General features: G+C 65.0%; 21 protein-coding genes. 7 read left to right on the top strand and 14 right to left on the bottom strand.

Features of this window, described 5'->3' with window-relative positions; genetic code table 11:
- Positions 1-13: 13 nt before the first annotated feature.
- Positions 14-1,117 carry an efflux RND transporter periplasmic adaptor subunit gene (locus tag CK486_RS06710; protein ID WP_095939507.1) on the top strand — a complete coding sequence of 368 codons (1,104 nt, stop codon included), beginning with the start codon at positions 14-16 and terminating at the stop codon, positions 1,115-1,117.
- Between the two features lie 5 nt (positions 1,118-1,122).
- Positions 1,123-4,185 carry an efflux RND transporter permease subunit gene (locus CK486_RS06705; RefSeq protein ID WP_095939506.1) on the top strand — a complete coding sequence of 1,021 codons (3,063 nt, stop codon included), beginning with the start codon at positions 1,123-1,125 and terminating at the stop codon, positions 4,183-4,185.
- Between the two features lie 53 nt (positions 4,186-4,238).
- Here the strand turns inward: CK486_RS06705 and CK486_RS06700 are convergent, their stop codons facing one another.
- Genes CK486_RS06700 through plsB form a run of 3 tightly spaced genes read right to left on the bottom strand, consistent with a single transcriptional unit; the run spans position 4,239 to position 7,900 of the window.
- Complete coding sequence (locus tag CK486_RS06700) at positions 4,239-4,916, bottom strand: DUF4197 domain-containing protein (protein WP_095939505.1); 678 nt, start codon at positions 4,914-4,916, stop codon at positions 4,239-4,241.
- 29 nt (positions 4,917-4,945) lie between these two features.
- A complete protein-coding gene (locus CK486_RS06695) occupies positions 4,946-5,350 on the bottom strand; it encodes a YbaY family lipoprotein (RefSeq protein ID WP_095939504.1) in 405 nt (134 codons plus the stop codon).
- 60 nt (positions 5,351-5,410) lie between these two features.
- Positions 5,411-7,900, bottom strand: a complete 2,490-nt coding sequence (plsB, locus tag CK486_RS06690; RefSeq protein WP_095939503.1) for a glycerol-3-phosphate 1-O-acyltransferase PlsB — start codon at positions 7,898-7,900, stop codon at positions 5,411-5,413.
- Positions 7,901-8,131: 231 nt separating this feature from the next.
- On the opposite strand from plsB, the gene CK486_RS06685 reads away from it, so the two are divergent.
- From CK486_RS06685 to CK486_RS06670, 4 genes are all read left to right on the top strand, one after another.
- The gene (locus tag CK486_RS06685; protein WP_095939502.1) at positions 8,132-9,055 is read left to right on the top strand and encodes an ABC transporter ATP-binding protein; all 924 of its coding nucleotides are present in this window, start codon (positions 8,132-8,134) and stop codon (positions 9,053-9,055) included.
- A complete protein-coding gene (locus tag CK486_RS06680) occupies positions 9,052-9,786 on the top strand; it encodes an ABC transporter permease subunit (RefSeq protein WP_095939501.1) in 735 nt (244 codons plus the stop codon). Before CK486_RS06685 ends, CK486_RS06680 begins: the two co-directional genes overlap by 4 nt.
- 2 nt (positions 9,787-9,788) lie before the next feature.
- Positions 9,789-11,618, top strand: a complete 1,830-nt coding sequence (locus CK486_RS06675) for a Gldg family protein (RefSeq protein WP_095939500.1) — start codon at positions 9,789-9,791, stop codon at positions 11,616-11,618.
- A 271-nt stretch (positions 11,619-11,889) separates the two neighbouring features.
- On the top strand, positions 11,890-12,099 hold the full coding sequence (locus CK486_RS06670) for a cold-shock protein (RefSeq protein WP_095939499.1): 210 nt from the start codon (positions 11,890-11,892) through the stop codon (positions 12,097-12,099).
- Positions 12,100-12,153: 54 nt separating this feature from the next.
- Here CK486_RS06670 and CK486_RS06665 read toward each other — a convergent pair whose 3' ends face one another.
- From CK486_RS06665 to CK486_RS06640, 6 genes are all read right to left on the bottom strand, one after another.
- Positions 12,154-13,233, bottom strand: a complete 1,080-nt coding sequence (locus CK486_RS06665) for an NAD(P)-dependent alcohol dehydrogenase (RefSeq protein WP_095939498.1) — start codon at positions 13,231-13,233, stop codon at positions 12,154-12,156.
- A 157-nt stretch (positions 13,234-13,390) separates the two neighbouring features.
- Positions 13,391-13,762 carry a hypothetical protein gene (locus CK486_RS06660; protein WP_095939497.1) on the bottom strand — a complete coding sequence of 124 codons (372 nt, stop codon included), beginning with the start codon at positions 13,760-13,762 and terminating at the stop codon, positions 13,391-13,393.
- 3 nt (positions 13,763-13,765) lie between these two features.
- Complete coding sequence (locus tag CK486_RS06655) at positions 13,766-14,590, bottom strand: putative RNA methyltransferase (protein ID WP_095939496.1); 825 nt, start codon at positions 14,588-14,590, stop codon at positions 13,766-13,768.
- Positions 14,587-15,738: a succinyl-diaminopimelate desuccinylase gene (gene dapE / locus CK486_RS06650; RefSeq protein WP_095939495.1), complete on the bottom strand. Its 1,152-nt coding sequence runs from the start codon at positions 15,736-15,738 to the stop codon at positions 14,587-14,589. The genes CK486_RS06655 and dapE overlap by 4 nt, the downstream gene beginning before the upstream one ends.
- 107 nt (positions 15,739-15,845) lie before the next feature.
- Complete coding sequence (locus CK486_RS06645; RefSeq protein WP_095939494.1) at positions 15,846-18,419, bottom strand: glycosyltransferase; 2,574 nt, start codon at positions 18,417-18,419, stop codon at positions 15,846-15,848.
- Between the two features lie 119 nt (positions 18,420-18,538).
- A complete protein-coding gene (locus CK486_RS06640) occupies positions 18,539-19,693 on the bottom strand; it encodes an iron-containing alcohol dehydrogenase (RefSeq protein ID WP_095939493.1) in 1,155 nt (384 codons plus the stop codon).
- Positions 19,694-19,825: 132 nt separating this feature from the next.
- Between CK486_RS06640 and tcdA the strand changes: the two genes are divergently transcribed.
- On the top strand, positions 19,826-20,635 hold the full coding sequence (gene tcdA / locus CK486_RS06635) for a tRNA cyclic N6-threonylcarbamoyladenosine(37) synthase TcdA (RefSeq protein ID WP_095939492.1): 810 nt from the start codon (positions 19,826-19,828) through the stop codon (positions 20,633-20,635).
- Here the strand turns inward: tcdA and CK486_RS06630 are convergent.
- From CK486_RS06630 to dapC, 5 genes are all read right to left on the bottom strand, one after another.
- Positions 20,632-21,036, bottom strand: coding sequence for a SufE family protein (locus CK486_RS06630; RefSeq protein WP_095939491.1), 405 nt, complete (start codon positions 21,034-21,036; stop codon positions 20,632-20,634). The two genes, tcdA and CK486_RS06630, sit on opposite strands and share 4 nt — an antisense overlap.
- Positions 21,033-22,238 carry an aminotransferase class V-fold PLP-dependent enzyme gene (locus tag CK486_RS06625; RefSeq protein ID WP_095939490.1) on the bottom strand — a complete coding sequence of 402 codons (1,206 nt, stop codon included), beginning with the start codon at positions 22,236-22,238 and terminating at the stop codon, positions 21,033-21,035. The genes CK486_RS06630 and CK486_RS06625 overlap by 4 nt, the downstream gene beginning before the upstream one ends.
- A gap of 221 nt (positions 22,239-22,459) precedes the next feature.
- Positions 22,460-23,497, bottom strand: a complete 1,038-nt coding sequence (gene dapD / locus CK486_RS06620) for a 2,3,4,5-tetrahydropyridine-2,6-dicarboxylate N-succinyltransferase (protein WP_095939489.1) — start codon at positions 23,495-23,497, stop codon at positions 22,460-22,462.
- A 28-nt stretch (positions 23,498-23,525) separates the two neighbouring features.
- Positions 23,526-23,873, bottom strand: coding sequence for an ArsC family reductase (locus CK486_RS06615; RefSeq protein WP_095939488.1), 348 nt, complete (start codon positions 23,871-23,873; stop codon positions 23,526-23,528).
- Entirely contained in the window at positions 23,870-25,072 is a 1,203-nt protein-coding gene (gene dapC, locus CK486_RS06610) for a succinyldiaminopimelate transaminase (protein ID WP_095939487.1), read from the bottom strand. The genes CK486_RS06615 and dapC overlap by 4 nt, the downstream gene beginning before the upstream one ends.
- Positions 25,073-25,092: the final 20 nt, after the last annotated feature.

The raw sequence follows: 25,092 nt of genomic DNA, 5'->3' as shown, positions 1-25,092 counted from the left end.
AAAGGTCACCATCATGTTGCGTCGAGCCTTGCCTGTTGCCCTGCCGTTTCTCCTGATTGCCAGTCTGACCGCCTGTGGCGGCGGCGATAAAGTCGAGCCCCCTGCACGTCCGGCGCTGGTGGTGCAGCCGATTCCGGCAGGGGATGCGGTGGACACCTACCCGGGCGAGGTGCGTGCGCGGCTGGAGCCGGAACTGGCTTTCCGCATTGCCGGCAAGATCAGCAAGCGTCTGGTCGAAGTGGGCGAGCGCGTGAAGAAGGACCAGCCGCTGGCCGAGCTGGACCCCGAGGACGTCCGTCTGCAGCTGGAGGCCATCCGTGCGCAGGTCGCCGCCGCTGAGGCCAACCTGCAACTGGTGCGTGCCGAGCGCGACCGTTACAAGACGCTGCTGGCCCGGCAGATGGTCAGCCGCTCGCAGTATGACAATGCCGAAAACCTCTACCGCGCCGGCGAGGCACGCCTAAAGCAGGTCAGGGCCGAATACAACGTTGCCAGTAATCAGGCCGGTTATGCCGTGCTGCGCGCCTCGCAGAATGGCGTGATTGCTGCTCGCAAGGCCGAGGTCGGTCAGGTAGTGGCTGCCGGTCAGCAGGTGTTCACCCTGGCCGCCGATGGTGACCGCGAGGTGGTGATCAGCCTGCCGGAGCATGCCATCGAGCGCTTCAAGATCGGCCAGGTGGTAGCGGTTGAACTCTGGTCGCAGCCGGGCAAGCGCTATGCTGGGCTGGTTCGTGAACTGTCGCCTGCCGCTGACCCGTTGTCGCGGACCTTCGCTGCCCGTGTCGCCTTCAGCGAGGCCAAGGTACCGGCCGAGCTGGGCCAGAGCGCGCGGGTGTTCATCCGCTCCGGTGAACATGTGCCGCTGTCGGTGCCGCTGTCGGCGCTGACCGCCGAGAAGGGCCAGCCCTACGTCTGGGTGGTGGATCCGAAAACCTCCAGTCTCAAGCGCGTGATGGTGAAGGTCGGAGCCTATGGCGAAGAGCGCGTGCCGGTGCTGGAAGGTCTGAGCCCAGGCGACTGGGTGGTCGCCGCCGGTGTCCAGGTGCTGCGTGAAGGGCAGAAGGTGCGTCCGGTTGACCGCGACAACCGCAACGTCCAACTGGTTGCCGGGGAGTAAGGCTCGTGGGCTTCAACCTTTCCGCCTGGGCGCTCAAAAACCGCCAGATCGTCCTGTACCTCATGATCCTCCTGGGCATCATCGGGGCCATTTCCTATACCAAGCTGGGCCAGAGCGAAGACCCGCCCTTTACCTTCAAGGCCATGGTGATCAAGACCAACTGGCCGGGCGCCAGTGCCGAGGAAGTCTCGCGGCAGATCACCGAACGCATCGAGAAGAAGCTGATGGAGACCGGCGACTTCGACAAGATCGTCTCCTTCTCCCGTCCGGGTGAGTCCCAGGTGACCTTCATCGCCCGTGACTCGATGCACTCCAACGAGATTCCGGACCTCTGGTATCAGGTGCGCAAGAAGGTCAGCGACATCCGCCATACCTTGCCTCAGGGTATCCAGGGGCCGTTCTTCAATGACGAATTCGGCACCACCTTCGGCAATATCTACGCTCTCACCGGCGAAGGTTTCGACTATGCGGTGATGAAGGACTACGCCGACCGGGTGCAGCTGCAGCTGCAGCGGGTCAAGGACGTCGGCAAGGTCGAGCTGATTGGCTTGCAGGACGAGAAGGTGTGGATCGAGCTGTCCAACGTCAAGGCGGCCACTCTCGGTCTGCCCATGGCGGCGGTGCAGAAGGCGCTGGAGGAGCAGAACGCGGTGGCGTCTGCCGGCTTCTTCGAAACTCCCTCGGACCGCGTGCGGCTGCGGGTGAGTGGCAGCTTCAAGACCGTCGAGGAAATCCGCGAGTTCCCCATCCGCGTCGGTGACCGCACCTTCCGTCTGGCCGATGTGGCCGAGGTGAGCCGCAGCTTCAACGATCCGCCCGCGCCGCGCATGCGCTTCATGGGCCAGGATGCCATCGGCATTGCCGTGTCGATGAAGACCGGCGGCGACATTCTGGTGCTGGGTGAAGCCCTGGAAGCCGAGTTCGCCCGCCTGCAGGAAAACCTGCCGGCCGGTCTGCAGCTGCGCAAGGTTTCCGACCAGCCGGCGGCGGTGAAAACCGGTGTTGGCGAGTTTGTCCGCGTGCTCACTGAAGCCCTGATCATCGTGCTGCTGGTGAGCTTCTTCTCCCTGGGCATGCGCACCGGTCTGGTGGTGGCGCTGTCGATTCCGCTGGTGCTGGCGATGACTTTTGCCGCCATGCATTACTTCGGCATCGGTCTGCACAAGATATCCCTGGGCGCGCTGGTGCTGGCGCTGGGCCTGCTGGTGGACGACGCGATCATTGCCGTGGAGATGATGGCAATCAAGATGGAGCAGGGCTACGACCGCCTCAAGGCGGCCAGTTATGCCTGGACCAGCACGGCCTTCCCCATGCTCACCGGCACCCTGATTACCGCCGCCGGCTTCCTGCCGATTGCCACCGCGCAGTCCGGCACCGGCGAGTACACCCGCTCGATCTTCCAGGTAGTGACCATTGCCCTGGTGGTGTCGTGGATCGCTGCCGTGGTCTTCGTTCCCTATCTGGGGGACCGCCTGCTGCCGGATCTGGCCAAGCTGCACGCGGCCAAGCACGGTCATGGTCAGGACCCTTACGGCACGCCGTTCTACCGCCGCGTGCGCGAGGTCGTGGAGTGGTGCGTGCGCCGTCGCCGTCTGGTGATCATGCTCACCGTGGGGGCTTTCATTGCCTCGGTGCTGCTGTTCCGCTTCGTGCCGCAACAGTTCTTCCCGGCTTCCGGGCGTCTGGAGATCATGGTCGACCTCAAACTCAATGAGGGCGCCTCGCTCAAGGCCACCGAGGCTCAGGTGGCGCGCCTGGAGAAAATGCTCCAGGAGCATGAGGGTATCGACAACTACGTGGCCTACGTGGGAACCGGTTCGCCGCGCTTCTACCTGCCGCTAGACCAGCAGTTGCCGGCCGCCAGCTTTGCCCAGTTCGTGGTGCTGACCAAGAGCATCAAGGACCGTGAAGCGGTGCGCGAGTGGCTGATCGGCGTGATGGGCGAGCAGTTCCCGAGCTTGCGTTCGCGGGTGTCGCGTCTGGAGAACGGCCCGCCCGTGGGCTATCCGGTGCAGTTCCGTGTGTCCGGCGAGCACATCGATGAAGTCCGCGCGCTGGCCCGTCAGGTGGCCGACAAGGTGCGTGACAACCCTCATGTGGTGAACGTGCACCTGGACTGGGAAGAGCCGAGCAAGGTGGTGCGTCTGAACATCGATCAGGACCGTGCCCGCGCCCTGGGCGTGAGCACCGCCAACCTGTCGCAGTTCCTGCAGAGCTCGCTTTCCGGTCAGGTGGTCAGCCAGTTCCGTGAAGGTAACGAACTGATCGACATCCAGTTGCGCGGCACCGTGCGCGAGCGTCAGGAGCTGGGCCTGCTGCCGAGCCTGGCGGTGCCGACCGATAACGGCAAGAGTGTGGCGCTGTCGCAGGTGGCCACTCTCGAGTACGGCTTCGAGGAAGGCATCATCTGGCACCGCAATCGTCTGCCCAATGTGACGGTGCGCGCCGATATCTACGACAAGGCGCTGCCGGCCAGTGTGGTGCAGCAGATCATGCCGACCCTAGAGCCGATCCGCGCCCAGCTGCCGGATGGCTACCTGCTGGACGTCGGCGGCACCGTGGAGGATTCGTCGCGTGGACAGAAATCCGTCAATGCCGGTGTACCGCTGTTCATCGTGGTGGTGCTGACGCTGCTGATGCTGCAGCTCAAGAGCTTCTCGCGCACGGCCATGGTGTTCGTCACCGCGCCGCTGGGCCTGATCGGCGTGACCCTGTTCCTCCTGGTGTTCCAGCAGCCGTTCGGCTTTGTGGCCATGCTCGGCACCATCGCCCTGGCGGGGATGATCATGCGCAACTCGGTGATTCTGGTCGACCAGATCGAGCAGGATATCGCCAGCGGTCTGGATCGCTGGCACGCCATCATCGAAGCCACCGTGCGGCGTTTCCGCCCGATCGTGCTGACCGCTCTGGCCGCCGTGCTGGCGATGATCCCGCTGTCGCGCAGCGTGTTCTTCGGCCCGATGGCAGTGGCCATCATGGGTGGCCTGATCGTCGCTACTGCACTGACCCTGCTGTTCCTGCCGGCGCTCTATGCGGCGTGGTTCCGGGTCAAGGAAGTGGAGCGCTGATCGCTCCGGCATAAAAAAGCCCGGCCTAGGCCGGGCTTTTTTATGGGTAGCGCTTACAGCGCGCCAAATACCTTCTTGGCCAGGCTGGTAGCGGCGCCGGCCGGGTTTTCACGGATGCCGGCCTCCTGCTCGGCGATGATCGCAAACAGGCCGTTCAGCGCCTGCTCGGTGACATAGCCTTCGACATTGGCGCTCTTGGCATCGAGCACGCCGAGGCTGGCGGCCTGGCCGGCGAGGGCGTTGTATTGCTGGGCGACGCCGACCTTGGCGGTAGCCTGCTTGACGATGGGCAGGAACTTGGCGCGGATCTGCTCGCGGCTGGTCTTGTTCAGGTACTGGGTGGCGGCATCATTCGGGCCGCTGAGGATGCCCTTGGCGTCCTGCACGCTCATCTGTTTGACCGCGTCGATGAGGATGGCCTGGGCCTGCGGCACGGCCGCCTCGGCAGCCAGGTTCATGCTGGTTTCCAGCTGTTCGACCTGCTTGCCCATACCCATCATCTTCAGGGCGCTGGTGGCCTGGCCGAGCTTGCCGGGCAGCTCGATGCGCACATCCGGGTCGTTGCTGAAACCGCCGGGTTTGCCCAGTTGCTGCACGGCGAGTTTGGCGCCCTGGCTGAGGGCATCCTTGAGGCCGCCGGTGGCGTCCTGCTGGCTGAGATCGGCCAGCGACAGGGCGTGGCTGGCGCCGGCAAACAGCAGGCCGGCGGCGAGGAGAGTGAGTTTGCGCATGACGATTCCTTCGAGGTGGCAGTAAGGGGTTAGCGAGCCGGGTCGAGCCTGATGCGCAGCGGTTGATCGCTGCCGTCGAGCTTGACGCCGTAATGCTGGGTGCTGATGAACAGCTGGCGGCCATCCAGCTCGATCCGCGCGCTGACGCTGTAACGGTGGCGTGGGTCAACCTGCTGCGGGTTGTAGTCGAGCCGGAAGGGCAGAGGCACCTGGCCGTTCACCGGCCCCTGCTGGCGGGCCAGCTCGATGGAGGGAGCATCGGCCAGGGCAACGTCCTGCAGGGTGACGCTCAGCACGGCCTGCGGTGGCAGGGCCATGCGCTGCAGGTAGAACACCTCGCCTGTGACGCTGGCGGTGGGCGCCTGGCTGGCGCAGGCACTGAGCAGGCCGGCGGCCAGCAAGGGGGCGGCAAAGAAAGCGAGCAGACGGTTCATCGGGCATCCTTGTTGGGGTGTGCCGGATTGGACCGGCTTCACCCCGACAAAGTGCCACAGTCAGTCGTTTTTGGCAGCCTGTTCGGCAGGCCCTTCCACCGTGACCTGCTGGATCGACAGGCGCACTTCGGCCGGCAGCACGCGCTGCGCGGCGCCTTCGACCAGCTCGCCCAGCCCTTCGTGGTAGCCGAGCTTGCCGGCTTCGTCCTGGGCAAGCACCTTCTGCTCCAGCAGGCTCTGGATGAAGTGGCGGAACAGGCTCTTGTCGAAGAACTCCGGCGCGTTCAGGCCATGCAGGATCGACAGGCGCTGGGCCATGACCGTGCACAGATTTTCCAGCTCCTCGGCGCTCAGCTGGTTCTGCCCCTGCTTGAGCAGCAGGGCGATGGCCATGTAGAAGCGCTGCAGGGTCTGCACGATGGTGTTGGACAGCAGGCTGAGCAGGACAAACTGTCGCGAGCTGAGCTCCGGGCGCACGTAGCTGTCGCCGTCGCGGGTCAGCAGGCCCAGTTCGACGAAGCTGGCCAGCCACTGATCGACCACGCCATCGAGTTCTTCCAGCTTCCAGCGCATGAACAGCTCGGACTGCAGGTACGGATACAGGGCGCGGGTAAAGCGCAGCAGCTGGGTCCGGCTGATCCGCGCGGTGTTGTGGAAGAAGCTCGCCAGCAGCGCCGGCAGGGCGAAGATGTGCAGGATGTTGTTGCGGTAGTAGGTCATCAGCACCGCGTTCTGCTCGTCCAGATAGAGGATGCGGCCGAGGGCATCCTGCTGTTCGGAGACCAGCTTGAGACTCTTCACATATTCGATCAGTTCGGCCGCGTTGCCCTGTGGCAGGGTGGCATAGGGCGAGTAGGGCACCTGGCGCAGCAGGGCGAGGAACAGGTCGAGAACGCGCAGCAGGGCCTGTTCGTCCAGCGCCAGGCGGCTGGTGGAAAGCAGGGCCAGGGCCACCAGGTTGGCCGGATTGACCGCCGCAGCGTCGTTGAGGTGGCGGGCCACTTCGTCGGCCAGGCGGTTGCTGGCCTGGCTCAGCCAGGCCGGGCGGGCCATCGGGTCGGCCTGCGGTGTGCGCCAGTCCGGTTGTTCGCGGTCGAGGAATTCGGCCAGCTTGATCGGCTCGCCGAAATTCACCGAGACCTTGCCAAAACGCTGCTTGAGGGCGCTGAGCACCTTGAACAGATCCAGCAGCGACTCCTTCTTCTTGGTCGCGCCGCGCAGTTCGCCGAGGTAGGTGCGGCCTTCGAATACGCGCTCGTAACCGATGTAGACGGGCACGAAGACGATCGGCAGGCGCGAGTCGCGGGCAAAGCTGCGCAGGGTGATGGCCAGCATGCCGGTCTTGGGCTGCAGCATGCGCCCGGTGCGCGAACGGCCACCCTCGACGAAATACTCCACCGGGAAACCACGGGTGAAGAGGGTGTGCAGGTATTCGTTGAATACCGCGGTGTAAAGCGGGTTGCCTTTGAAGGTGCGGCGCATGAAGAAGGCACCGCCGCGGCGCAGGATGCCGCCGACAATCGGCATGTTGAGGTTGATCCCGGCGGCGATGTGCGGCGGGGTCAGGCCATTGGTGAACAGCAGGTAGGACAGCACCAGATAGTCGATGTGGCTGCGGTGGCAGGGCACATAGATGACCTCATGGCCGTGCGCGGCTTCCTGCACACCGGCAATGTTGTTGACCTGGATGCCCTCGTAGAGCTTGTTCCAGAACCAGGAGAGAACGACCTCAAGGAAGCGGATTACCGGGTAGGAATAGTCCGAGGCGATCTCGTTGGCGTACTTGAGCGCCAGGGCTTCGGCTTTGGCCTGATCCAGCTTGGGTTCGCGGGTCAGCTCCTCGGCAATTGCCGCCTTCACGCCCGGCGCATGCACCAGACCCTTGACCAGGGTGCGGCGGTGCGAGAGGTCGGGGCCGATCACCGCCGTCTTCTGGTTGCGGAAGTGCACCCGCAGAATGCGCTGGACCATGCGCAGGGTGCGCTCGCCGTCCTTCTTCTGGTCGACCAGTTCGCGCAGTTGGATGGGCTCGGCGAACTGCACGCGGGTCTTGCGGCCCAGCACCAGAATGCGGAACAGCTTGCGCAGACGCCCGGTCACGCCCCAGCTGTCGGCGAACAGCAGCTTCCACGGGCTCGATTCGCTGTCCGGCGACAGGCCCCAGAACACGCTGACCGGGATGATCTGCGCCTCGGCCTCGCTGTTCAGCTCCAGCGACTGCACCAGACGCTGCAGGGTCGGCGAGATGCCGCGCTTGTCCTGACCGCCGAACCAGCCGGGGGCCGGAGTCAGGTAGAAGAAGGCCATGGGCTCTTCGCGGCCGCTGATCGGCATCGGCAGTACTGGGCGTGGCAGGCCGGCCTTGCGGCACTCGGCATCGACCACCGCCAGGTCGCTGGCCGAAGGCTGCTGCAGCACGTAGAACACCGGTCGGGCCGGGTCGATCTTCAGCGTGAAGGACGACTGGTTGATGGTTTCGGAACGCACAAAGGGCGCCATCAGGCGGCGCAGGGTACCGAAGGCAAGGCGACGAAGCGGGGAGCGGGTCATACGAATTCTGATCTGGATAGCCGAAGCTCAGGGGCGCTAAGTGTGCCGGATTCGCCGCTTGCCCGCAAAACGCAGCTAACTGTCTGAATTTACGGTTTTCTTTTGCAACTTTTACAGGCTGCAAGTGTCTTGCATAGCCGCCGCCCGTGCTCATATAGTCCGGCGGCGTTGAATCCCAGGTCGCGCGGCCATGCAGGCGGTGCGGCGGGTTATCCGGAGTGGCGAGAGACCATGATCGAAATAACAAATCTGACCAAGCGATTTGCTCAGCACACTGCGGTGGACAGCCTGTCCTTCCGCGTCGAGCGCGGCGAGGTGCTGGGCTTCCTCGGCCCCAACGGCGCCGGCAAGTCCACCACCATGAAAATGCTCACCGGCTTCCTGGCCCCGACTTCCGGCAGCGCCAGCGTGCTCGGCTTCGATATCCAGAAACAGACCCTCAAGGCTCAGCAGCAGATCGGTTATCTGCCTGAAGGCGCGCCCTGCTATGGCGACATGACGGTCCGCGGCTTCCTCGAATTCATCGCCGAGGTCCGTGGTTTCCGCGGTGCCGAGAAGCGCGAGAAGGTGCTCAGCGCGGCGGCCAAGGTCGAGCTGGAAGCGGTGCTGGAACAGAGCATCGAGACCCTGTCCAAGGGCTTCAAGCGCCGTGTCGGTCTGGCCCAGGCGATCCTCCATGATCCGCAGGTACTGATTCTCGACGAGCCGACCGACGGCCTGGACCCGAACCAGAAACATCAGGTTCGCCAGCTGATCCAGGGCCTGGCCAAGGACAAGATCGTCATCATCTCCACCCATATCCTCGAGGAAGTCTCGGCCGTCTGCACCCGCGCGGTGATCATTGCTGGCGGCAAACTGGTGGCCGACGGCACGCCGTTCGAGCTGGAAAGCCGTTCGCGTTACCACCAGGCGGTGACCCTGGTCGGTGCCGATGCTCTCGACGAAGCGGCGCTGGCTGCACTGCCGGGCGTGGCAGGGGTCGAGCGCAACGAGCGCGAGCACAGCCTGACCGTGCTGGCCCAGCCGGGCGCGGTGATCTTCAGCGCGGTCAACGAGCTGATCCGCGAGCGCGGCTGGTCGATCAAGGAGCTGGACGTCGAACGCGGACGTCTGGATGAAGTGTTCCGCACGCTGACCCGGGGAGCGGCGCAATGAAACAGTTGTCGGTGATCTTCAAGCGCGAGCTGGGCAGTTACTTCGCCACTCCGCTGGCTTATGTGTTTATCGTGATCTTCCTGGTGCTTTCCGGGGTGTTCACCTTCTATCTGGGCGGCTTCTTCGAGCGTAACCAGGCCGATCTGCAGCCGTTCTTCAACTTCCACCCCTGGCTCTACCTGTTCCTGGTGCCGGCCATTGCCATGCGCCTGTGGGCGGAGGAGCGCAAGTCCGGCTCCATCGAGCTGCTGATGACCCTGCCGATCACCCGCTTCGAAGCGGTTACCGGCAAGTTCCTCGCTGCCTGGGTGTTCGCCGGCATTGCGCTGCTGCTGACCTTCCCGATGATCATCACGGTCAACTACCTCGGTCAGCCGGACAACGGCGCCATCTTCACCGGTTATCTGGGCAGCTGGCTGATGGCCGGCGGTTTCCTGGCCATCGGTTCGTGCATGTCGGCGCTGGCCAAGAACCAGGTGATTGCCTTCATCCTCGCCGTGGTGGTGAGCTTCCTGTTCATCGTCAGCGGCTTCCCGCTGGTGCTGGATGCCTTCAGCGCCTGGGCACCGCAACTGGTGCTGGATGCGATTGCCTCGCTGAGCTTCCTGACCCGCTTCGAAGCCATCAGCAAGGGCGTGATCGACCTGCGCGACCTGCTGTATTTCGTCACCCTGATTGCCGCCTGGCTGGCTGCCACCGCGGTGGTGGTTGATCTGAAGAAGGCTGACTGACCATGAAGAAACTGATGTATTCCAGTGCCGGGCTGCTGCTGATCGCCCTGGCCTTTCTTGCCTTCAACAGCTTCAGCGCGCTGACCCTGACCGGCGCGCGTCTGGACCTGACCGAGCAGAAGCTCTACACCATCTCCGACGGCACCAAACAGATTCTTGGCGAACTGAAGGAACCGGTGGAGCTGTACTTCTTCTATTCGGACAAGACCGCCCGTGATCTGGTAGGCCTGCGCAACTACGCCAAGCGCGTGGAAGAACTGCTCAAGGCCTACGAACAGGTGGCCGACGGCAAGCTGAAGCTGCATATCGTCGACCCCGAGCCGTTCTCCGAGGACGAGGACAAGGCCGCCGAGTTCGGTCTGCAGGCGATTCCGCTGCGTGAAGGCGGCGACTCGATCTACTTCGGTCTGGCCGGTACCAATGCGGCCAAGGACAGCCAGATCATCCCGTTCTTCCAGCTCGATCAGGAGGAGTTCCTCGAGTACGAGCTGAGCCGCCTGATTCAGGGCCTGGCCAATCCGCAGCGGCCGGTGGTCGGTCTGCTCTCGGGTCTGCAGGTCAATGGCGGCTTCGACATGATGCAGCGCCAGCCGACCCCGCCGTGGATGGTGATGGAGCAGATCCGTCAGCTGTTCAAGGTTGAGACTCTCAAGGCCGATATCGACCAGATTCCGGAGAAAGTCTCGGTGCTGCTGCTGATTCATCCCAAGCACTTGCCCGAGCAGACGCTGTACGCCATCGATCAGTTCGTTCTGCGTGGCGGCAAGCTGCTGGCCTTCGTCGACCCGTTCAGCGAAGCCGACACCGGCATGGGCATGCCGGGCGAGGCGCCGGACAAGGCTTCCGATCTGGAGCCGCTGTTCAAGGCCTGGGGCCTGCGTCTGGTGCCGGGCAAGGTGCTGGGCGACCACTCCTACGCCATGTCCGTGGGCATTGGTCAGGAGCAGCGCCCGGTGCGCCACGTGGCCTGGCTAAACCTGCCCAAGCGTGCTCTGGACCAGAGTGACGTGATCACCAGCGCGCTGGAAAACGTCACCCTGGCCACACCGGGTATTCTGGAACCGCTGGAAGGTGCCAAGACCAAGCTGGTGCCGCTGCTGCAGAGCTCTGAATACGCCATGCCCTTTGACGCCAACCGCTTTGGCATGCTGGCCAACCCGGAAGAACTGCTGCGCGACCTCAACCCGACGGGTGAGCGCTATACCCTGGCGGCCCGAATCAGCGGCCCGGCGGCTTCGGCCTTCCCCGAGGGCATCGAGGGTCGCAAGGATGGTCTGAAGCAGGCCGACGGCATCAACGTGGTGGTGGTGGCCGATACCGACCTGCTGACCGACCGCATGTGGGTGCAGGTGCAGGACTTCTTTGGTCAGCGTCTGCCGCAGCCCTGGGCGGACAACGCCGGCCTGGCGATCAACGCGCTGGATAACCTGTCCGGCAGCGAGGCCCTGATCAGCGTGCGTTCGCGTGGTCGCTTCACCCGTCCGTTCGAGGTGGTGGAGAACCTGCAGCGCGAGGCCGAGGTGAAGTTCCGCGAGAGCGAGGAAGTGCTGCAGAAGCGCCTGGCCGACACCGAGCAGAAACTGGCCGAACTGCAGAAGAATGACGATCCGGCCAAGAGCCTGGAGCTGACGCCCGAGCAGCAGGCCACCCTGCAGCAGTTCGTGCAGGAGAAGCTGCGCATCCGCAAGGAGCTGCGTGAGGTGCGTTACCAGCTCAATGCCGATATCGAGGAGCTGGGCCGTGTGCTCAAGCTGGCCAACGTGGCGCTGGTACCGTTGCTGCTGACCTTCGGCGTGTTGCTGCTGTGGCTGTGGCGCCGTCGCCGCGCTTAAGCCGGCAACGTGCCTGAGAAAAGGGGCGAAGATGCAAATCTTCGCCCCTTTTCTTTGCCTGGCAGAAAAACCTGCAGGCCACGCCAGCTGTGCTCTTGGCGGTTTTTGCAGGGGCTTTTCAGCGGGCTGCTGCTCTCCCTATACTCGGCCTGCGACACCGCTGGCTAGCTGTGCTGGCGATCGGAGGACAACAACAAGAATGCTTTTGCCCCGTGGCTCCGGGCTATCCGGGCGAGGCAGAACCTGATCAATTTCGTAGTGGAGATGGCCAATGGCTGAGCGTGAAGTCGGCACCGTGAAATGGTTCAACGATGCCAAGGGGTACGGGTTTATCCAGCGCAGTACCGGTGCCGATGTGTTCGTGCACTTCCGCGCGATTCGCGGGGACGGTCACCGCACGCTGAACGAAGGCCAGCAGGTCGAGTTCGCCGTGACCGAAGGCCAGAAGGGCCTGCAGGCCGAAGACGTGGCCAAGCTCTGAGCCATTGCCAGCTCCAGAAAAAGCCCCGCTGTGCGGGGCTTTTTTATTGCGGAATCAGGCAAAGGGCTTGATCGCCACCTTGAGCACGCCGTCGCGCTGGCGGGCGAACAGGTCATAGGCGTCGACGATATTGTCCAGCGCGAACTGGTGGGTCACCAGCGAGCCGAGGTCGACGCGCCCGGAGGCGACGATGTTGATCAGGCGGCGCATGCGCTCCTTGCCGCCGGGGCAGAGCGAGGTGACGATCTTGTTGTCGCCCAGACCTGCGTGGAAGGCGCCCAGCGGAATGGTCAGGTCGCTGGAATAGACGCCCAAGCTGGAAAGGGTGCCGCCTGGCTTGAGCACGCGCAGGGCGTTCTCGAAGGTGCTCTGCAGGCCGAGTGCCTCGATGGCGGCATCCACACCGCGGCCGCCGGTCAGGCGAAGGATTTCCTCGACCACGTCGACCTTGTTGAAGTTGAGGGTAACGTCGGCGCCCATTTGCCGGGCGATCTCCAGGCGCGCATCAACGCCGTCGATGGCGATGATGTTGCTGGCGCCGCGCAGCTTCGCGCCGGCGGTGGCGCACAGGCCGATCGGGCCTTGGGCAAATACCGCGACGACGTCGCCGATCTTGATGTTGGCGGCCTCGGCTCCGGCAAAACCGGTGGACATGATGTCCGGGCACATCAGCACCTGTTCGTCGCTCAGGGCATCCGGCACGGGCGCCAGGTTGGCCTGAGCATCCGGTACCAGCACGTATTCGGCCTGGGTGCCGTCGATGGTGTTGCCGAAGCGCCAGCCACCCATCGGCTTGTAGCCGTGGCAGCTGCAACCGCCGTCCTGGGCCGGATGGCCGTCCTGACAGGCGTAGGAGGTGAAGCTGGGGCAGATGGCGCCGGCAATGACGCGCTGGCCTTCCTGATAGCCCTGCACGTTACTGCCGAGTTTTTCGATGATGCCCACCGGCTCATGGCCCACGGTCAGGCCGGTGGCCACCGGGTATTCACCCTTGAGGATGTGCACATCGGTACCGCAGATGGTGGTTGTGGTGATGCGCAGCAGGGCGTCGTTGGGGCCGACCGGCGGGATCGGCTTGTCCACCAGTTCGATGCGGCCGGGGGCAATGAAGGCGGCGGCTTTCATCATGGTCATGGCGAGCTCCCTGTTCTGGCCGGCCATAGGCTCGGCATCGGCATCGGCATCGGCATCGGCATAGCCCAGCGGTGACTGGGCAGTCTGCTGATGATGCGCGGCCTTAGCGCAGGCAGGCCTGATTCAGGTCAAGGGAGCAGCGGTGACTGGCGTGGGGTCAGGCGGTGCGCCAGGTGATCTCGCTGACGCCTTCGCTGGTGACGCGCAGCCATCGGTCGGCGGCTTCGTCGCTTTCGTCCTCGTCCCAGCCGCCGATGGCGCAGCGCACTTCCACGCCAAGGGCGGCGCAGGCCGCCTCGGCGCAGTCACGGTCGGTGGCCCAGGGGGTGGCATCGCTCTCCAGCAGCAGGCTGTGCCACTTGCCCACGGCTTTCGGCAGCCAGGTGACGGGAATCCCGCCGGCTCTGGTCTTGAAGGTCTGGCCACGTGGTTGCCATTCGCCGCAGTCACCCAGAGCCGCGGTCAGCCAGGCGCTGATGGCGTCCAGCTCGGCGTCCTTGAGGTAAATCTCGATATCGGGTTGGCGCATGGCTCAGTCCTGGGCGGGGGAGGAGGTGTTGACGATCCAATCGTAGCGTACCGCGACCGTGACTTCGAAGGCCTTGGCCAGCACCTGTTCGCGGCGTTCGGCATTCACCCGCCAGCCGTGCGGGGTCATCGACAGCAGATCTTCGCGGGCCTGGCGGCTGTCCAGTGGCAGGCGGAAGCTCAGTTGTTCACTGTGGGCCAGGCTGAGTCCGGGGGGCAGGTCGGCCAGGTGCTTGTCGTCCTGATACTCGCGCACCTCGTCATAGAGCTTTTCACGCAGCTCCAGCAGGTGGTCGCGTGCTGGCCCCAGACGCAGGATGCCGCCGCCTGTGCGCAGCACGCGGGTAGCCTCGTTCCAGTCGATGGGGCTGAAAACGCTGGCGATCAGGTCCAGACTGGCCGTTTCCAGCGGCAGGCGGGCCATGCTGGCGACCATCCAGGTCAGCTGTGGAGCCAGGCGTGCGGCGCGCTTGACCGCTTCCTTGGAAATATCCAGCGCGTAGCCCTCGGCATCGGGCAGGGCCTGAGCCAGACGGGCACTGTAGAAACCTTCGCCGCAGCCGATGTCGAGCCAGGCGCCTGGGGTGCGCTCGCCGGCAAGTTCGGCCAGCCGCTCGGCCAGTGGCGCGTAGTGGCCGGCACCGAGAAAGCGCCGGCGTGCTTCGACCATGGCGGCGTTGTCGCCCGGGTCCAGGCTCTTCTTGTGCTGTACCGGCAGCAGGTTGTAGTAGCCCTGGCGCGCGCGGTCGAAGCTGTGCCGGTTGGCGCAGGCCAGGCCGTTATCGGCGCTGGCGAGCGGTGCCTGGCAGATCGGACAGATCAGACTCATGCGAGCAGTTTCACCAGGGTCTGGTAGTAGATCTCGGTCAGCAGGTCGAGGTCGCTGGCCAGGATGCGCTCGTTGATCTGGTGGATGGTGGCGTTGACCGGGCCCAGCTCGACCACCTGGGTGCCCAGGGTGGCGATAAAGCGGCCGTCCGATGTGCCGCCGGAAGTCGAAGGCTCGGTCTCGCGGCCGGTGACGGCCTTGATACTGGCGGCTACGGCGTCGAGCAGTTCGCCCGGCTGGGTCAGGAAGGGCAGGCCGGACAGGGCCCAGTCCAGGCTGTAGTCCAGTCCGTGCTTGTCGAGGATGGCGGTGACGCGCTGCTGCAGACCTTCGACGGTGGACTCGGTGGAGAAGCGGAAGTTGAACACCGCCTTCAGTTCACCCGGAATCACGTTGGTGGCGCCGGTGCCGGAATTGAGGTTGGACACCTGGAAGCTGGTCGGCGGGAAGTAGGCGTTGCCGTTGTCCCAGTGCTCGGCGGCGAGTTCGGCCAGAGCCGGCGCGGCCAGGTGGATCGGGTTCTTCGCCAGGTGCGGGTAGGCCACGTGGCCCTGTTTGCCGCGTACGGTCAGGGTGCAGCCCAGCGAGCCGCGGCGGCCGTTCTTGACCACGTCGCCGACCAAGGTAGTGCTGGACGGCTCACCGACAATGCACCAGTCCAGACGCTCGTTGCGCTCGCGCAGGCGCTCGACCACCGCCTTGGTGCCGTGCTGGGCCGGGCCTTCCTCGTCGCTGGTGATCAGAAAGGCGATGGCGCCCTTGTGGTCCGGATGGTCGGCGACGAAGCGCTCCACCGCGATGATCATCGATGCCAGGCTGCCCTTCATGTCTGCCGCGCCGCGGCCGCAGAGCATGCCGTCGGCATCGATGCGCACGTCGAACGGCTGGTACTGCCAAGATTCCAGCGGGCCGGTCGGTACCACGTCGGTATGGCCGGCAAAGCACAGCACCGGACCGTCAGTGCCCAAAGTGCCGCTGCGCTTGGCCCAGAAGTTCTCCACTTCCTCGATGCGCATGCGTTCGACGGCAAAGCCGGCGTCGCCCAGGCGGCGCATCATCAGCTCCTGGCAGCCTTCGTCCACGGGGGTTACCGAGGGACGGCGAATCAGGTCGCAGGCCAGCTCCAGGGTCGGGGAAAGAGTGGTCATGGAGAAGCTCCGGGTGAAAAGAACGGCGGAAAAAGGGCGGATATCTTAAAGCAAAACGGCGGCGCAGGGTCTGTGGACGCCGGGCCGCCGTTGTGCGCTGCAGTGGCTTACTGCGGGGCAGCTGGCTTGGGCATCGACGACAGCAGGGCCATGATCAGCGCGGCCAGGTAGGGCAGCGACTGCACCAGCAGCATGCCGACCCAGAACTTCACGTCCGGGCTGGGGAAGCCCTGCACCACGCTGATACCGAAGGCCGAGCCCCACAGCAGCAGCATGATGAACACCTCTTCGCGGGCCTCGGCCAGGGCCACCAGGATGCCGTGGTTGCTGGCCATCTTCGGCGTGCGGAAGAACGGGATGGTCTTGGTGAACGCACCGTACAGCACGGCCTTGGCGATGGTGTGCGACAGCGCCAGACCGGCGATGGCCGCCTGGAAGGAGCGCACCAGGTCCACGCCTACCGCACGGCGGTAGAGGAACATGATCTTGCCGAACTTGAAGAAGAACAGCGCCAGCGGCGGGATGGCGAAGATCATCAGCGGCGGGTCGACCCGCTGCGGCACGATGATCATGCCGGCGGACCAGAGCAGGGCGCCGATGGTGAAGAAGATGTTCAGGCCATCGGCAATCCACGGCAGCCAGCCGGCGATGAAGTGATAGCGCTGGCCCTGGGTCAGCTGACTGTCCTTGCCGAGGAACAGGCTGCGGGCGTGGCCCTTCATGATCTGGATGGCGCCGTAGGCCCAGCGGAAGCGCTGCTTCTTGTAGTCGATGAAGGTGTCCGGCATCAGGCCGCGGCCATAGCTCTGGTGGGCGTAGGCGGCCGAGTAGCCGTGTTCGAACACGCGCAGACCCAGTTCGGCGTCCTCGCAGATGGTCCAGTCGGCCCACTTCAGCTGATCCATCACGCTGCGGCGGATCATGGTCATGGTGCCGTGCTGGATGATCGCGTCACGGTCGTTGCGGGTGACCATGCCGATGTGGAAGAAGCCCTTGTACTCGGCGTAGCAGAGCTTCTTGAAGGCGCTCTCGTCGCCGTCGCGGTAGTCCTGTGGCGACTGCACCACGGCGATTTTCGGGTCGCTGAAGTGCGGCACCATGTGCTTGAGCCAGTTGCGGTCGACGCAGTAGTCGGAGTCGATCACCGCCACCACTTCGGCGTCCGGCGCGGTGTGCGGCAGGATGTAGTTCAGCGCGCCGCCCTTGAAGCCTTCGATCGGTGCCACGTGGAAGAAGCGGAAGCGCGGGCCGAGCTCGGCGCAGTAGGCTTCCACCGGCTGCCATACGGCCGGGTCCTTGGTGTTGTTGTCGATGATGATGACTTCGTAATCCGGGTAGTCCAGCGCAGCGAGGGCGTCGAGGGTCTGTTTGACCATCTCCGGCGGCTCGTTGTAGCAGGGCACATGGATCGACACCTTGGGCCGGTAGGTGCTGTCGCTAACCACTGGCAGGAAGGCGCGGCGGCGCTGGCGGGTCCAGGCGGTTTCGGCCAGCTCGTGGGCCTCGGTGAGCAGGACGATGAAGACGCCCAGAGCACCGATACCCAGCAGCACGCCAACCAGGGTGCTGAACCAGGTGCTGTACTGCTGGCTGTAGTCGTAGGCGATCCACACCAGCGCGGTGCCGCCGGCGAAGGCCACGAAGGTGAGGAAGGTGCGGCCACGCTGACGCAGGGCCGAGCCGTCGATCAGCATCAGGGCCAGAGCCAGCAGCGCCATGACTACCGAGGCGATGGCCAGCAGGCGCCATTGCGGGATGGCGACGATCGGTCCCTCGAAGGCGAACTTGGGCTGCCGCTCGAGGTTGTACACGCCCCAGTAGGCGCCCACCGAGCCTTCCTCGCTGGCCTTCCACGGCTGGTCGAAGGCTTCGATGACGAAGTAGTTGTAGCCCTTGGCGTTCAGGGTGTTGACCAGGGTGCGCAGGTAGATGGCCTGTTCGGCCTGGTCGGCCTCGGCGCCGCCGCGGGTGCGGCCGTTGCTCGGCCAGCCCACTTCCGCCAGCAACAGGGGCTTTTTCGGGAACAGCTTGCGCATCTCCCGGGCACGATCGAGGACGAACTGGGTCGAGTCCTCCATCGGTATGAACTCCCAGTAGGGCAGCACGTGGGCGGCGATCAGGTCGACGTGTTTGCCCAGCTCCGGGTACTTGTCCCAGATGTGCCACTGCTCGGCGGTGGTGACCGGTACCTTGACCGCGGCGCGCACCCGGTCCAGGTAACCCATCAGCTCCTCGGGCTCGACTTCCTCACGGAACAGCGATTCGTTGCCGACGATCACCCGCACCACGCTGCGCGAGCTGTTGGCCAGTTCGATGGCCTTGGCGATCTCGCGCTCGTTGCGCTCGATGTCCGGGCTGATCCACACGCCCAGGCTCACGCGTAGGCCGAATTCCTCGGCAAGACGCGGGATGTCGGCCAGGGTGCCTTCCACCGAGTAGGTACGGATGTTGTCGGTGCGCTCGCTGAGCAGCTCCAGGTCGCTGCGGATCTGTTCCGGGGTCGGGTAGCGGTTTTCCTGTGGGCTCTGCCCGATACGGAAGGGCGAGAAGGAGAAACCGGAGATCTGCTCCGGCCAGTCGGGGGCGGAGACAGGACGGTTGTAAAGAGCCCAGAGACCGGTGAACAACGCGGCAACTGCCACGAAAACCACCAGATTGAGACCAAGTTTGCGCGATGACATAGGCGATCAGGGTTCCGCACGGAGGAACAGGGAAGCGCCGGCGGATGCCGGTCGGCGCGCATCCTACCCCGCGCCAACCGGGCTGTACAGCGCCGTCCAACCGGCGCTGCGGGGCATGTTCAGAGGGCCCGCAGTAGAATCCGCTCGCTGCAGGCCAGGTCGATCTCGCGCTGCTCGCCGAGGGCCGTCATGCCGTGGCGTTCCAGCTGTGCCAGCACCTGCGGCACCGCCTCGGCATCCAGACCGTGCCCGCTCAGGCGGGTTGGCAGGCCCATCTGTTCGAAGAAGGCACGGGTAGCGGCAATCGCCGCATCGATGCGGGCGTCCTCGTCGCCGGCGCGGATGTCCCAGACCCGCTCGGCGAACTGCAACAGCTTGGCGCGCTTGGCTTCACGGCGCTCGGCCAGCAGGGCCGGCAGCACCACGGCCAGGGTCTGGGCATGGTCGATGTGATACAGAGCCGTCAGCTCGTGACCGATCATGTGGGTGGCCCAGTCCTGCGGTACACCACAGCCGAGCAGGCCGTTGAGGGCCTGGGTAGCACACCACATGAGGTTGGCGCGCACGGCATAGTCCTGCGGGTTGGCCAGGGCCTTGGGGCCTTCCTCGATCAGGGTGCGCAGCAGGCCTTCGGCGTAGCGGTCCTGCAGGGGCGCCTCGGCCGGGTAGGTGAGGTACTGCTCGGTGGTATGGACGAAGGCATCGACCACGCCATTGCCGATCTGCCGGGGCGGCAGGCTGTAGGTGGTGGTGGGGTCGAGGATGGCAAAACGCGGATACAGCAGGGGGCTGGAGAACGGCAGCTTCTGCTGGCGCTCGACATGGGTGACCACGCCGTGGGGGTTGCTCTCCGAGCCGGTGGCAGCGAGGGTCAGCACACAGCCCATGGGCACGGCGGCCTTGGGCTTGCTGCCGCTGAGCAGATCGAAGGGCTCGCCGGGGTAGGCCAGGGCGGCGGCAATGAATTTGCTGCCGTCGATGACCGAGCCGCCACCGACGGCCAGAATGAAGTCGCACTGCTCGCTGCGGGCCTGGGCCACGGCGCGCAGCAGGGTGTCGTACTGCGGGTTGGCCTCGATGCCGGCAAAACGGCTGAAGTGATACCCGGCCAGGGCCTGCTCGACCTGGTCCCAGATACCGTTGCTGAAGATGCTGCCACCGCCGTGGGTCACCAGTACGCGGCTGCCCGCCGGGATCTCGCGGGCCAGCTGCTTGCCGATCTGCCCCTCGCCAAAATGAATGCGGGTGGGGTTGTAGAAGGAAAAGTTGCGCATGGCCGGCTGCTCCTGAGGGTCGCCACTGTTGTTATCGGGCCACTATATAGTGGCTGCCGCAAAGTGGTGCCGCGATTGCCGCTACGCATGGCGGATCATTCATAATGTGCGCCTGCTTCGCAAGGGGATGGCATGAGTACCGATGATCAGCGTTTTGGCGGCATTGCCCGTCTGTATGGCCGCGATGGCCTGGCCCGCCTGCAGGCGGCGCATGTGGCCGTGGTGGGTATAGGCGGTGTGGGCAGCTGGGCGGCCGAGGCGCTGGCACGTTCCGGGGTGGGCGAGATTTCCCTGTTCGACCTGGATGATGTGTGCATCACCAACACCAATCGTCAGGTGCATGCCATCGAGGGCGCGGTGGGCAAGGCCAAGGTCGAGGTGATGGCCGAGCGCATCCGTGCCATCAACCCGGCCTGTGTGGTGCACGCAGTGGCGGACTTCGTCACCCGCGAAACCATGGCCGAGTACATCACCGAGCAGCTCGATGCGGTGATCGACTGCATCGACAGCGTGGCGGCCAAGGCCGCGCTGATTGCCTGGTGCAAGCGGCGCAAGATTCAGATCGTCACCACCGGCGGTGCGGGTGGGCAGATCGATCCGACCCAGATCCAGGTCACCGACCTCAACAAGACTTTCAATGATCCCCTGGCGGCCAAGGTGCGCAGCACCCTGCGCCGGGATTACAACTTCTCGCGCACGCCGGGACGGCACTACAGCGTGCCCTGCGTGTTTTCCACCGAACAGCTGCGTTACCCCAAGCCCGACGGTTCGGTGTGCCAGGCCAAGGGCTTTGTCGGCGAGGGGGTCAAACTCGACTGCGCCGGCGGCTTCGGCGCGGTGATGATGGTTACGGCCAGCTTCGGCATGGCGGCAGCGGCCAAGACTATCGATAAACTGGTGGCCGGCGCGCGCCGTCCGGCGGAGCGTCAGTCCGCGAACTAGCGGGCGAGGGTGATCATCCGCTGCAGCACGGAATTCAGGCCATTGCTGCGCGACGGCGAGAGCTGACGGCCAAGTCCTAGTTCGGTAAACCAGGTCGGCAGGTCAAGCTTGGCCAGCTCCGAGGCGGGGAGACCGTTGACCCGCACAAGCAGTACGGCCAGCAGCCCCCGCAACAGCCTTGCGTCGCTGGTCGCGCGAAATGCCAGAGACGGGGTGCATTGATCGGCCACCAGCCAGACCTGGCTCTCACAGCCTTCGACCCGGTTGTTATCGTTGCGCTCTGCTTCCTGTAGGGGAGCCAGGCGCTCGCCCCACTGCATCAGCAGGCGCGCGCGCTGCTCCCAGCCGGCGCAGGCAGCGAAGGCCTCCCGTGCCTGCCCGGCGGCGTCCGGCAGGCTCATCGCAGCAACTCCAGCGCTTGGTCAAGGGCGGCAAACAGGCGCTGCAGGTCGTCTCCGTCGTTGTACAAGCCCAGCGAAACCCGCGTGGCGCCGCTCAGGCCCAGCTGTTTGAGCAGGGGCATGGCGCAGTGATGGCCGGTGCGTACGCACACACCCTGTTCGCTGAGCAGATGGGCCAGATCGCTGCCGTGCACGCCGTCTAGGGTGAAGCTGGCCAGGGCCAGTTGTGGACTGCCCAGCAGGCGCAGGCCGGGGATCTGGCTCAGGCCGGCGAGCAGGGCATCGTGCAGGGTCTGTTCATGAGCGCTCACCGCGACCGGGTCGAGGCGGCTCAGGTAATCCAGCGCAGCGCCCAGCGCCAGAACGCTGCCAATGGCCGGTGTGCCGGCCTCGAAGCCCAGAGGCAGCGGACGGAAGCGGGCCTGTTGATAATCGCAGTCGAGCACCATCTCACCACCGAACTGCCAGGGCTGCAGGTGCTGGGCTGCGGCGCTTCTGGCGTAGAGCACGCCGCAGCCCTCACTGCTGTAGAGCTTGTGGGCGGAAAAGACATAGAAATCGCAGCTCAGTGCCTGCACATCCGGGCGCTGGTGCACGGCCCCCTGTGCACCATCCACCAGTGTCAGGGCACCCTGCTGGCGGGCCAGTGCCAGCAACTCGTCGACGGGTGTCCAGGCGCCCAGCACGTTGGACAGCTGGCTCACGGCCAGCAAACGGGTACGCGGGCCGATCAGTTGGCGTGCCTGCGTAAGATCGATCTGCCCGTGTTCGTCCAGCGGCAGCACCACAAGGGTAAGACCGCGTCGCCGGGCCAGCTGCTGCCAGGGCAGCAGGTTGGCGTGGTGCTCCAGGGCGCTGATGACGATCTCGTCGCCTGCCTGGAAGTGGTTCTCCAGCCCATAGGCAAGCAGGTTGATCGCCTCGGTGGTGCCGCGGGTGAAGATGATCTCCTGGCTCCCGGCAGCATTTAGCCAGCTGGCCGCATTGCTGCGTACGGCCTCGAAGGCGCGGGTGGCGCGGTCGCCGGGCAGGTGCTGGGCGCGGTGCACGTTGGCGGCGCCGCCGGCGTAGTAGGCCTGTAGAGCGTCGAGTACGGCCTGTGGCTTCTGCGCGGTGGCGGCGCTGTCGAGATAGGTCTGCCCCTCGGCCGCGAGGGCAAGGATGCCGGGAAAGTCGGCGCGCCAGGGGGAGGTCAGTTGCATGGGCTTCAAGGTCTCAGGCGGTGGGCTTGAGTATAAATAGACAGGCCGGGCATCAGCCCGGCCTGTCATTTCAAAGGTTAAAAACGGGAAATGAAGCGTCGCGAGCGACGGCCAGGCTAGGCGGAGGCAGGCGAGGGCGCGGAGTTTACTGAGTGTAAATGAGCAGCCCGAGCCTGCTTCCAACGCAGCATGGCCTAGCGCAGCAGCTTCAGACCAGTTTTTCAGTTGTGGGCGTGCAGGGCCTCGTTCAGCTCGATGGCGCTCTTGTTGGTCTTGCACTCCACCGCACCGGTCTGCGAGTTGCGGCGGAACAGCAGGTCCGGCTGGCCGGCCAGATCACGGGCCTTGACCACCTTGACCAGAGCATTCTGGTCATCGAGCAGGGCAACCTTGGTGCCGGCGGTGATATACAGGCCGGATTCCACGGTATTGCGATCGCCCAGCGGAATGCCGATGCCGGCGTTGGCGCCGATAAGGCAGCCTTCACCCACGCTGATGATGATGTTGCCGCCGCCGGACAGGGTGCCCATGGTCGAGCAGCCGCCGCCCAGGTCAGAGCCCTTGCCGACGAACACGCCGGCCGAGATACGGCCCTCGATCATGCCCGGGCCCTGGGTGCCGGCGTTGAAGTTGATGAAGCCCTCGTGCATCACGGTGGTGCCTTCGCCCACGTAGGCGCCCAGACGGACACGGGCGGCATCGGCGATACGCACGCCGCTCGGCACCACGTAGTCGGTCATCTTCGGGAACTTGTCCACCGAGAACACTTCCAGCAGCTCGCCACGCAGACGGGCACGCAACTGGCGTTCACCCAGCTCGGCGAGATCGACTGCGCCCTGGCTGGTCCAGGCCACGTTCGGCAGCAGCGGGAAGATACCGGCCAGGCTCAGACCATGCGGCTTGACCAGGCGATGGGACAGCAGGTGCAGCTTGAGGTAGGCCTCGGGAGTGCTGGACAGCTCCTTGTCTTCGGCAATCAGAGTGACCACCAGCGGCTTGTGGCTCTGGGTCATGCATTCCAGAACGGCGGCCTGCTCGATGAAACCGGCAGCCTGTACGGCTTCAGCCAGGCCGGCGACGGTGCCGATGTCCATGCTGATGGCCTGGTTGCCACCTTGATAGTTGATCTTGCTGGTGACGGCATGGACCAGCTCGGCCGGCGGGTTGAGCAGCGGCTGCGGGTAGTACACCTCGAGCCACTGGCCCTGCTGGTTCTGGGTGCCGATGCCGAAGGCCAGGGCGAACAGTTGCTGTGACATGGAGAGCTCCTTGGGTCTTTAAATCGGATCAGGCCAGGGCCTGGGCATACAGCTCGGGCTTGAAGCCGAGCAGGGTGCGCTCGCCCAGATCGAGGACCGGGCGCTTGATCATGGAAGGCTGGGCCAGCATCAGGGCAATGGCCTTGGCCTGGTCGAGGTCCTGCTTGTCTGCCTCGTCGAGCTTGCGGAAGGTGGTGCCGGCGCGGTTGAGGACCTTGTCCCAGCCGTGTTCGTCACACCACTTCTGCAGGCTGGCGGCGTCGATGGCGCTGACCTTGTAGTCGTGGAAGGCGTAGCTCACACCATGCTCGTCGAGCCAGGTGCGCGCCTTTTTCATGGTGTCGCAGGCCTTGATGCCGTACAGCGTGCTGCTCATGCCGGTTGCCCCTGAATGAAACGGCGGATGCGCTCGGCGGCTTCGATGCACTCGGCCAGCGGCGCGACCAGCGCCATGCGGATGCGTCCGGCACCCGGATTCAGGCCGTTCACCTCACGCGACAGGTACGAGCCGGGGACCACGGTGACGTGCTGCTGGGCGAACAGCTCGCGGGTGAACTGGGCGTCATCGGTCGGTGTGCGGGCCCATAGGTAGAAGCTGCCATCCGGGCGCTGCACATCCATAACTGGCGCCAGGATATCCAGCACGGCATCGTACTTGGCGCGGTACTGATCTCGGTTTTCACGCACGTGGGCTTCGTCGTTCCAGGCTGCGACGCTGGCCAGCTGGGTTTGCACCGGCATGGCGCAGCCGTGGTAGGTGCGGTAGAGCAGGAAGGCCTTGAGGATGTCGGCGTCGCCAGCCACGAAGCCCGAACGCAGGCCGGGCAGGTTGGAGCGCTTGGACAGGCTGTGGAACACCACGCAGCGCTTGAAGTCCTGGCGGCCCAGTTCGGCGCAGGCGGTCAGCAGGCCAGGCGGCGGGTTGTCTTCGTCGAAGTACAGCTCGCTGTAACACTCGTCGGCCGCGATCACGAAGTCGTAACGGTCGGCCAGGGCAATCAGCTTCTTCAGCGTATCCAGCGGCGTCAGCGCGCCGGTGGGGTTGCCCGGCGAACAGAGAAAGAGGATCTGGGTGCGTTGCCAGATTTCTTCCGGTACGGCGTCATAATCCGGATTGAAGCCGTCCTCGGCCAGGCACGGCAGGTAGTGCGGGGTGGCGCCGGCCAGCAGGGCCGCGCCCTCGTAGATCTGATAGAACGGGTTGGGCGACAGTACCAGGGCGTCATCTGTGCGGTTGACCACGGCCTGGGTGAAGGCGAACAGCGCCTCGCGGGTGCCATTGACCGGCAGCACATGGCGGGCGGCATCCAGCCAGCCGGCCGGCACACCGAAGCGGCGTTCGCACCAGCCGGTAATGGCTTCACGCAGTGCCGGCAGGCCCAGGGTGGTGGGGTACACGGCGAGCTGGTCAAGGTTGTCGGCCAGAGCCTTGGCGACGAAGGCCGGCGACTTGTGCTTGGGCTCGCCGATGGACAGAGCAATCGGCTTTAGCTGCGCCGGCGGCTGGGCGCTGGCGAGCAGGGTGCGCAGCTTCTCGAACGGGTAAGGCTGCAGCTGGTCAAGGGCGCGGTTCATGCAAACTCCGGAAAAGCAAA

The sequence above is a fragment of the Pseudomonas sp. HAR-UPW-AIA-41 genome, from assembly GCF_002304225.1.
Taxonomy (GTDB): Bacteria; Pseudomonadota; Gammaproteobacteria; order Pseudomonadales; family Pseudomonadaceae; genus Aquipseudomonas.
The sequence above is the reverse complement of the archived record's forward strand: the minus strand, read 5'-3'. Positions and strand labels throughout refer to the sequence as shown.

What these genes read in the sequence shown, in the direction of transcription:
- CK486_RS06680 (WP_095939501.1), top strand. Translation starts at nt 9,052, where the DNA reads ATGAAACAGTTGTCGGTGATCTTCAAGCGCGAGCTGGGCAGTTACTTC.
- CK486_RS06665 (WP_095939498.1), bottom strand. Translation starts at nt 13,233, where the DNA reads ATGACCATGATGAAAGCCGCCGCCTTCATTGCCCCCGGCCGCATCGAA.
- dapE (WP_095939495.1), bottom strand. Translation starts at nt 15,738, where the DNA reads ATGACCACTCTTTCCCCGACCCTGGAGCTGGCCTGCGACCTGATTCGC.
- CK486_RS06625 (WP_095939490.1), bottom strand. Translation starts at nt 22,238, where the DNA reads ATGCAACTGACCTCCCCCTGGCGCGCCGACTTTCCCGGCATCCTTGCC.
- CK486_RS06660 (WP_095939497.1), bottom strand. Translation starts at nt 13,762, where the DNA reads ATGCGCCAACCCGATATCGAGATTTACCTCAAGGACGCCGAGCTGGAC.
- CK486_RS06670 (WP_095939499.1), top strand. Translation starts at nt 11,890, where the DNA reads ATGGCTGAGCGTGAAGTCGGCACCGTGAAATGGTTCAACGATGCCAAG.
- CK486_RS06700 (WP_095939505.1), bottom strand. Translation starts at nt 4,916, where the DNA reads ATGCGCAAACTCACTCTCCTCGCCGCCGGCCTGCTGTTTGCCGGCGCC.
- dapD (WP_095939489.1), bottom strand. Translation starts at nt 23,497, where the DNA reads ATGTCACAGCAACTGTTCGCCCTGGCCTTCGGCATCGGCACCCAGAAC.
- CK486_RS06675 (WP_095939500.1), top strand. Translation starts at nt 9,789, where the DNA reads ATGAAGAAACTGATGTATTCCAGTGCCGGGCTGCTGCTGATCGCCCTG.
- CK486_RS06615 (WP_095939488.1), bottom strand. Translation starts at nt 23,873, where the DNA reads ATGAGCAGCACGCTGTACGGCATCAAGGCCTGCGACACCATGAAAAAG.
- CK486_RS06640 (WP_095939493.1), bottom strand. Translation starts at nt 19,693, where the DNA reads ATGCGCAACTTTTCCTTCTACAACCCCACCCGCATTCATTTTGGCGAG.
- CK486_RS06655 (WP_095939496.1), bottom strand. Translation starts at nt 14,590, where the DNA reads ATGAGTCTGATCTGTCCGATCTGCCAGGCACCGCTCGCCAGCGCCGAT.
- CK486_RS06645 (WP_095939494.1), bottom strand. Translation starts at nt 18,419, where the DNA reads ATGTCATCGCGCAAACTTGGTCTCAATCTGGTGGTTTTCGTGGCAGTT.
- CK486_RS06630 (WP_095939491.1), bottom strand. Translation starts at nt 21,036, where the DNA reads ATGAGCCTGCCGGACGCCGCCGGGCAGGCACGGGAGGCCTTCGCTGCC.
- CK486_RS06710 (WP_095939507.1), top strand. Translation starts at nt 14, where the DNA reads ATGTTGCGTCGAGCCTTGCCTGTTGCCCTGCCGTTTCTCCTGATTGCC.
- tcdA (WP_095939492.1), top strand. Translation starts at nt 19,826, where the DNA reads ATGAGTACCGATGATCAGCGTTTTGGCGGCATTGCCCGTCTGTATGGC.
- CK486_RS06695 (WP_095939504.1), bottom strand. Translation starts at nt 5,350, where the DNA reads ATGAACCGTCTGCTCGCTTTCTTTGCCGCCCCCTTGCTGGCCGCCGGC.
- dapC (WP_095939487.1), bottom strand. Translation starts at nt 25,072, where the DNA reads ATGAACCGCGCCCTTGACCAGCTGCAGCCTTACCCGTTCGAGAAGCTG.
- plsB (WP_095939503.1), bottom strand. Translation starts at nt 7,900, where the DNA reads ATGACCCGCTCCCCGCTTCGTCGCCTTGCCTTCGGTACCCTGCGCCGC.
- CK486_RS06685 (WP_095939502.1), top strand. Translation starts at nt 8,132, where the DNA reads ATGATCGAAATAACAAATCTGACCAAGCGATTTGCTCAGCACACTGCG.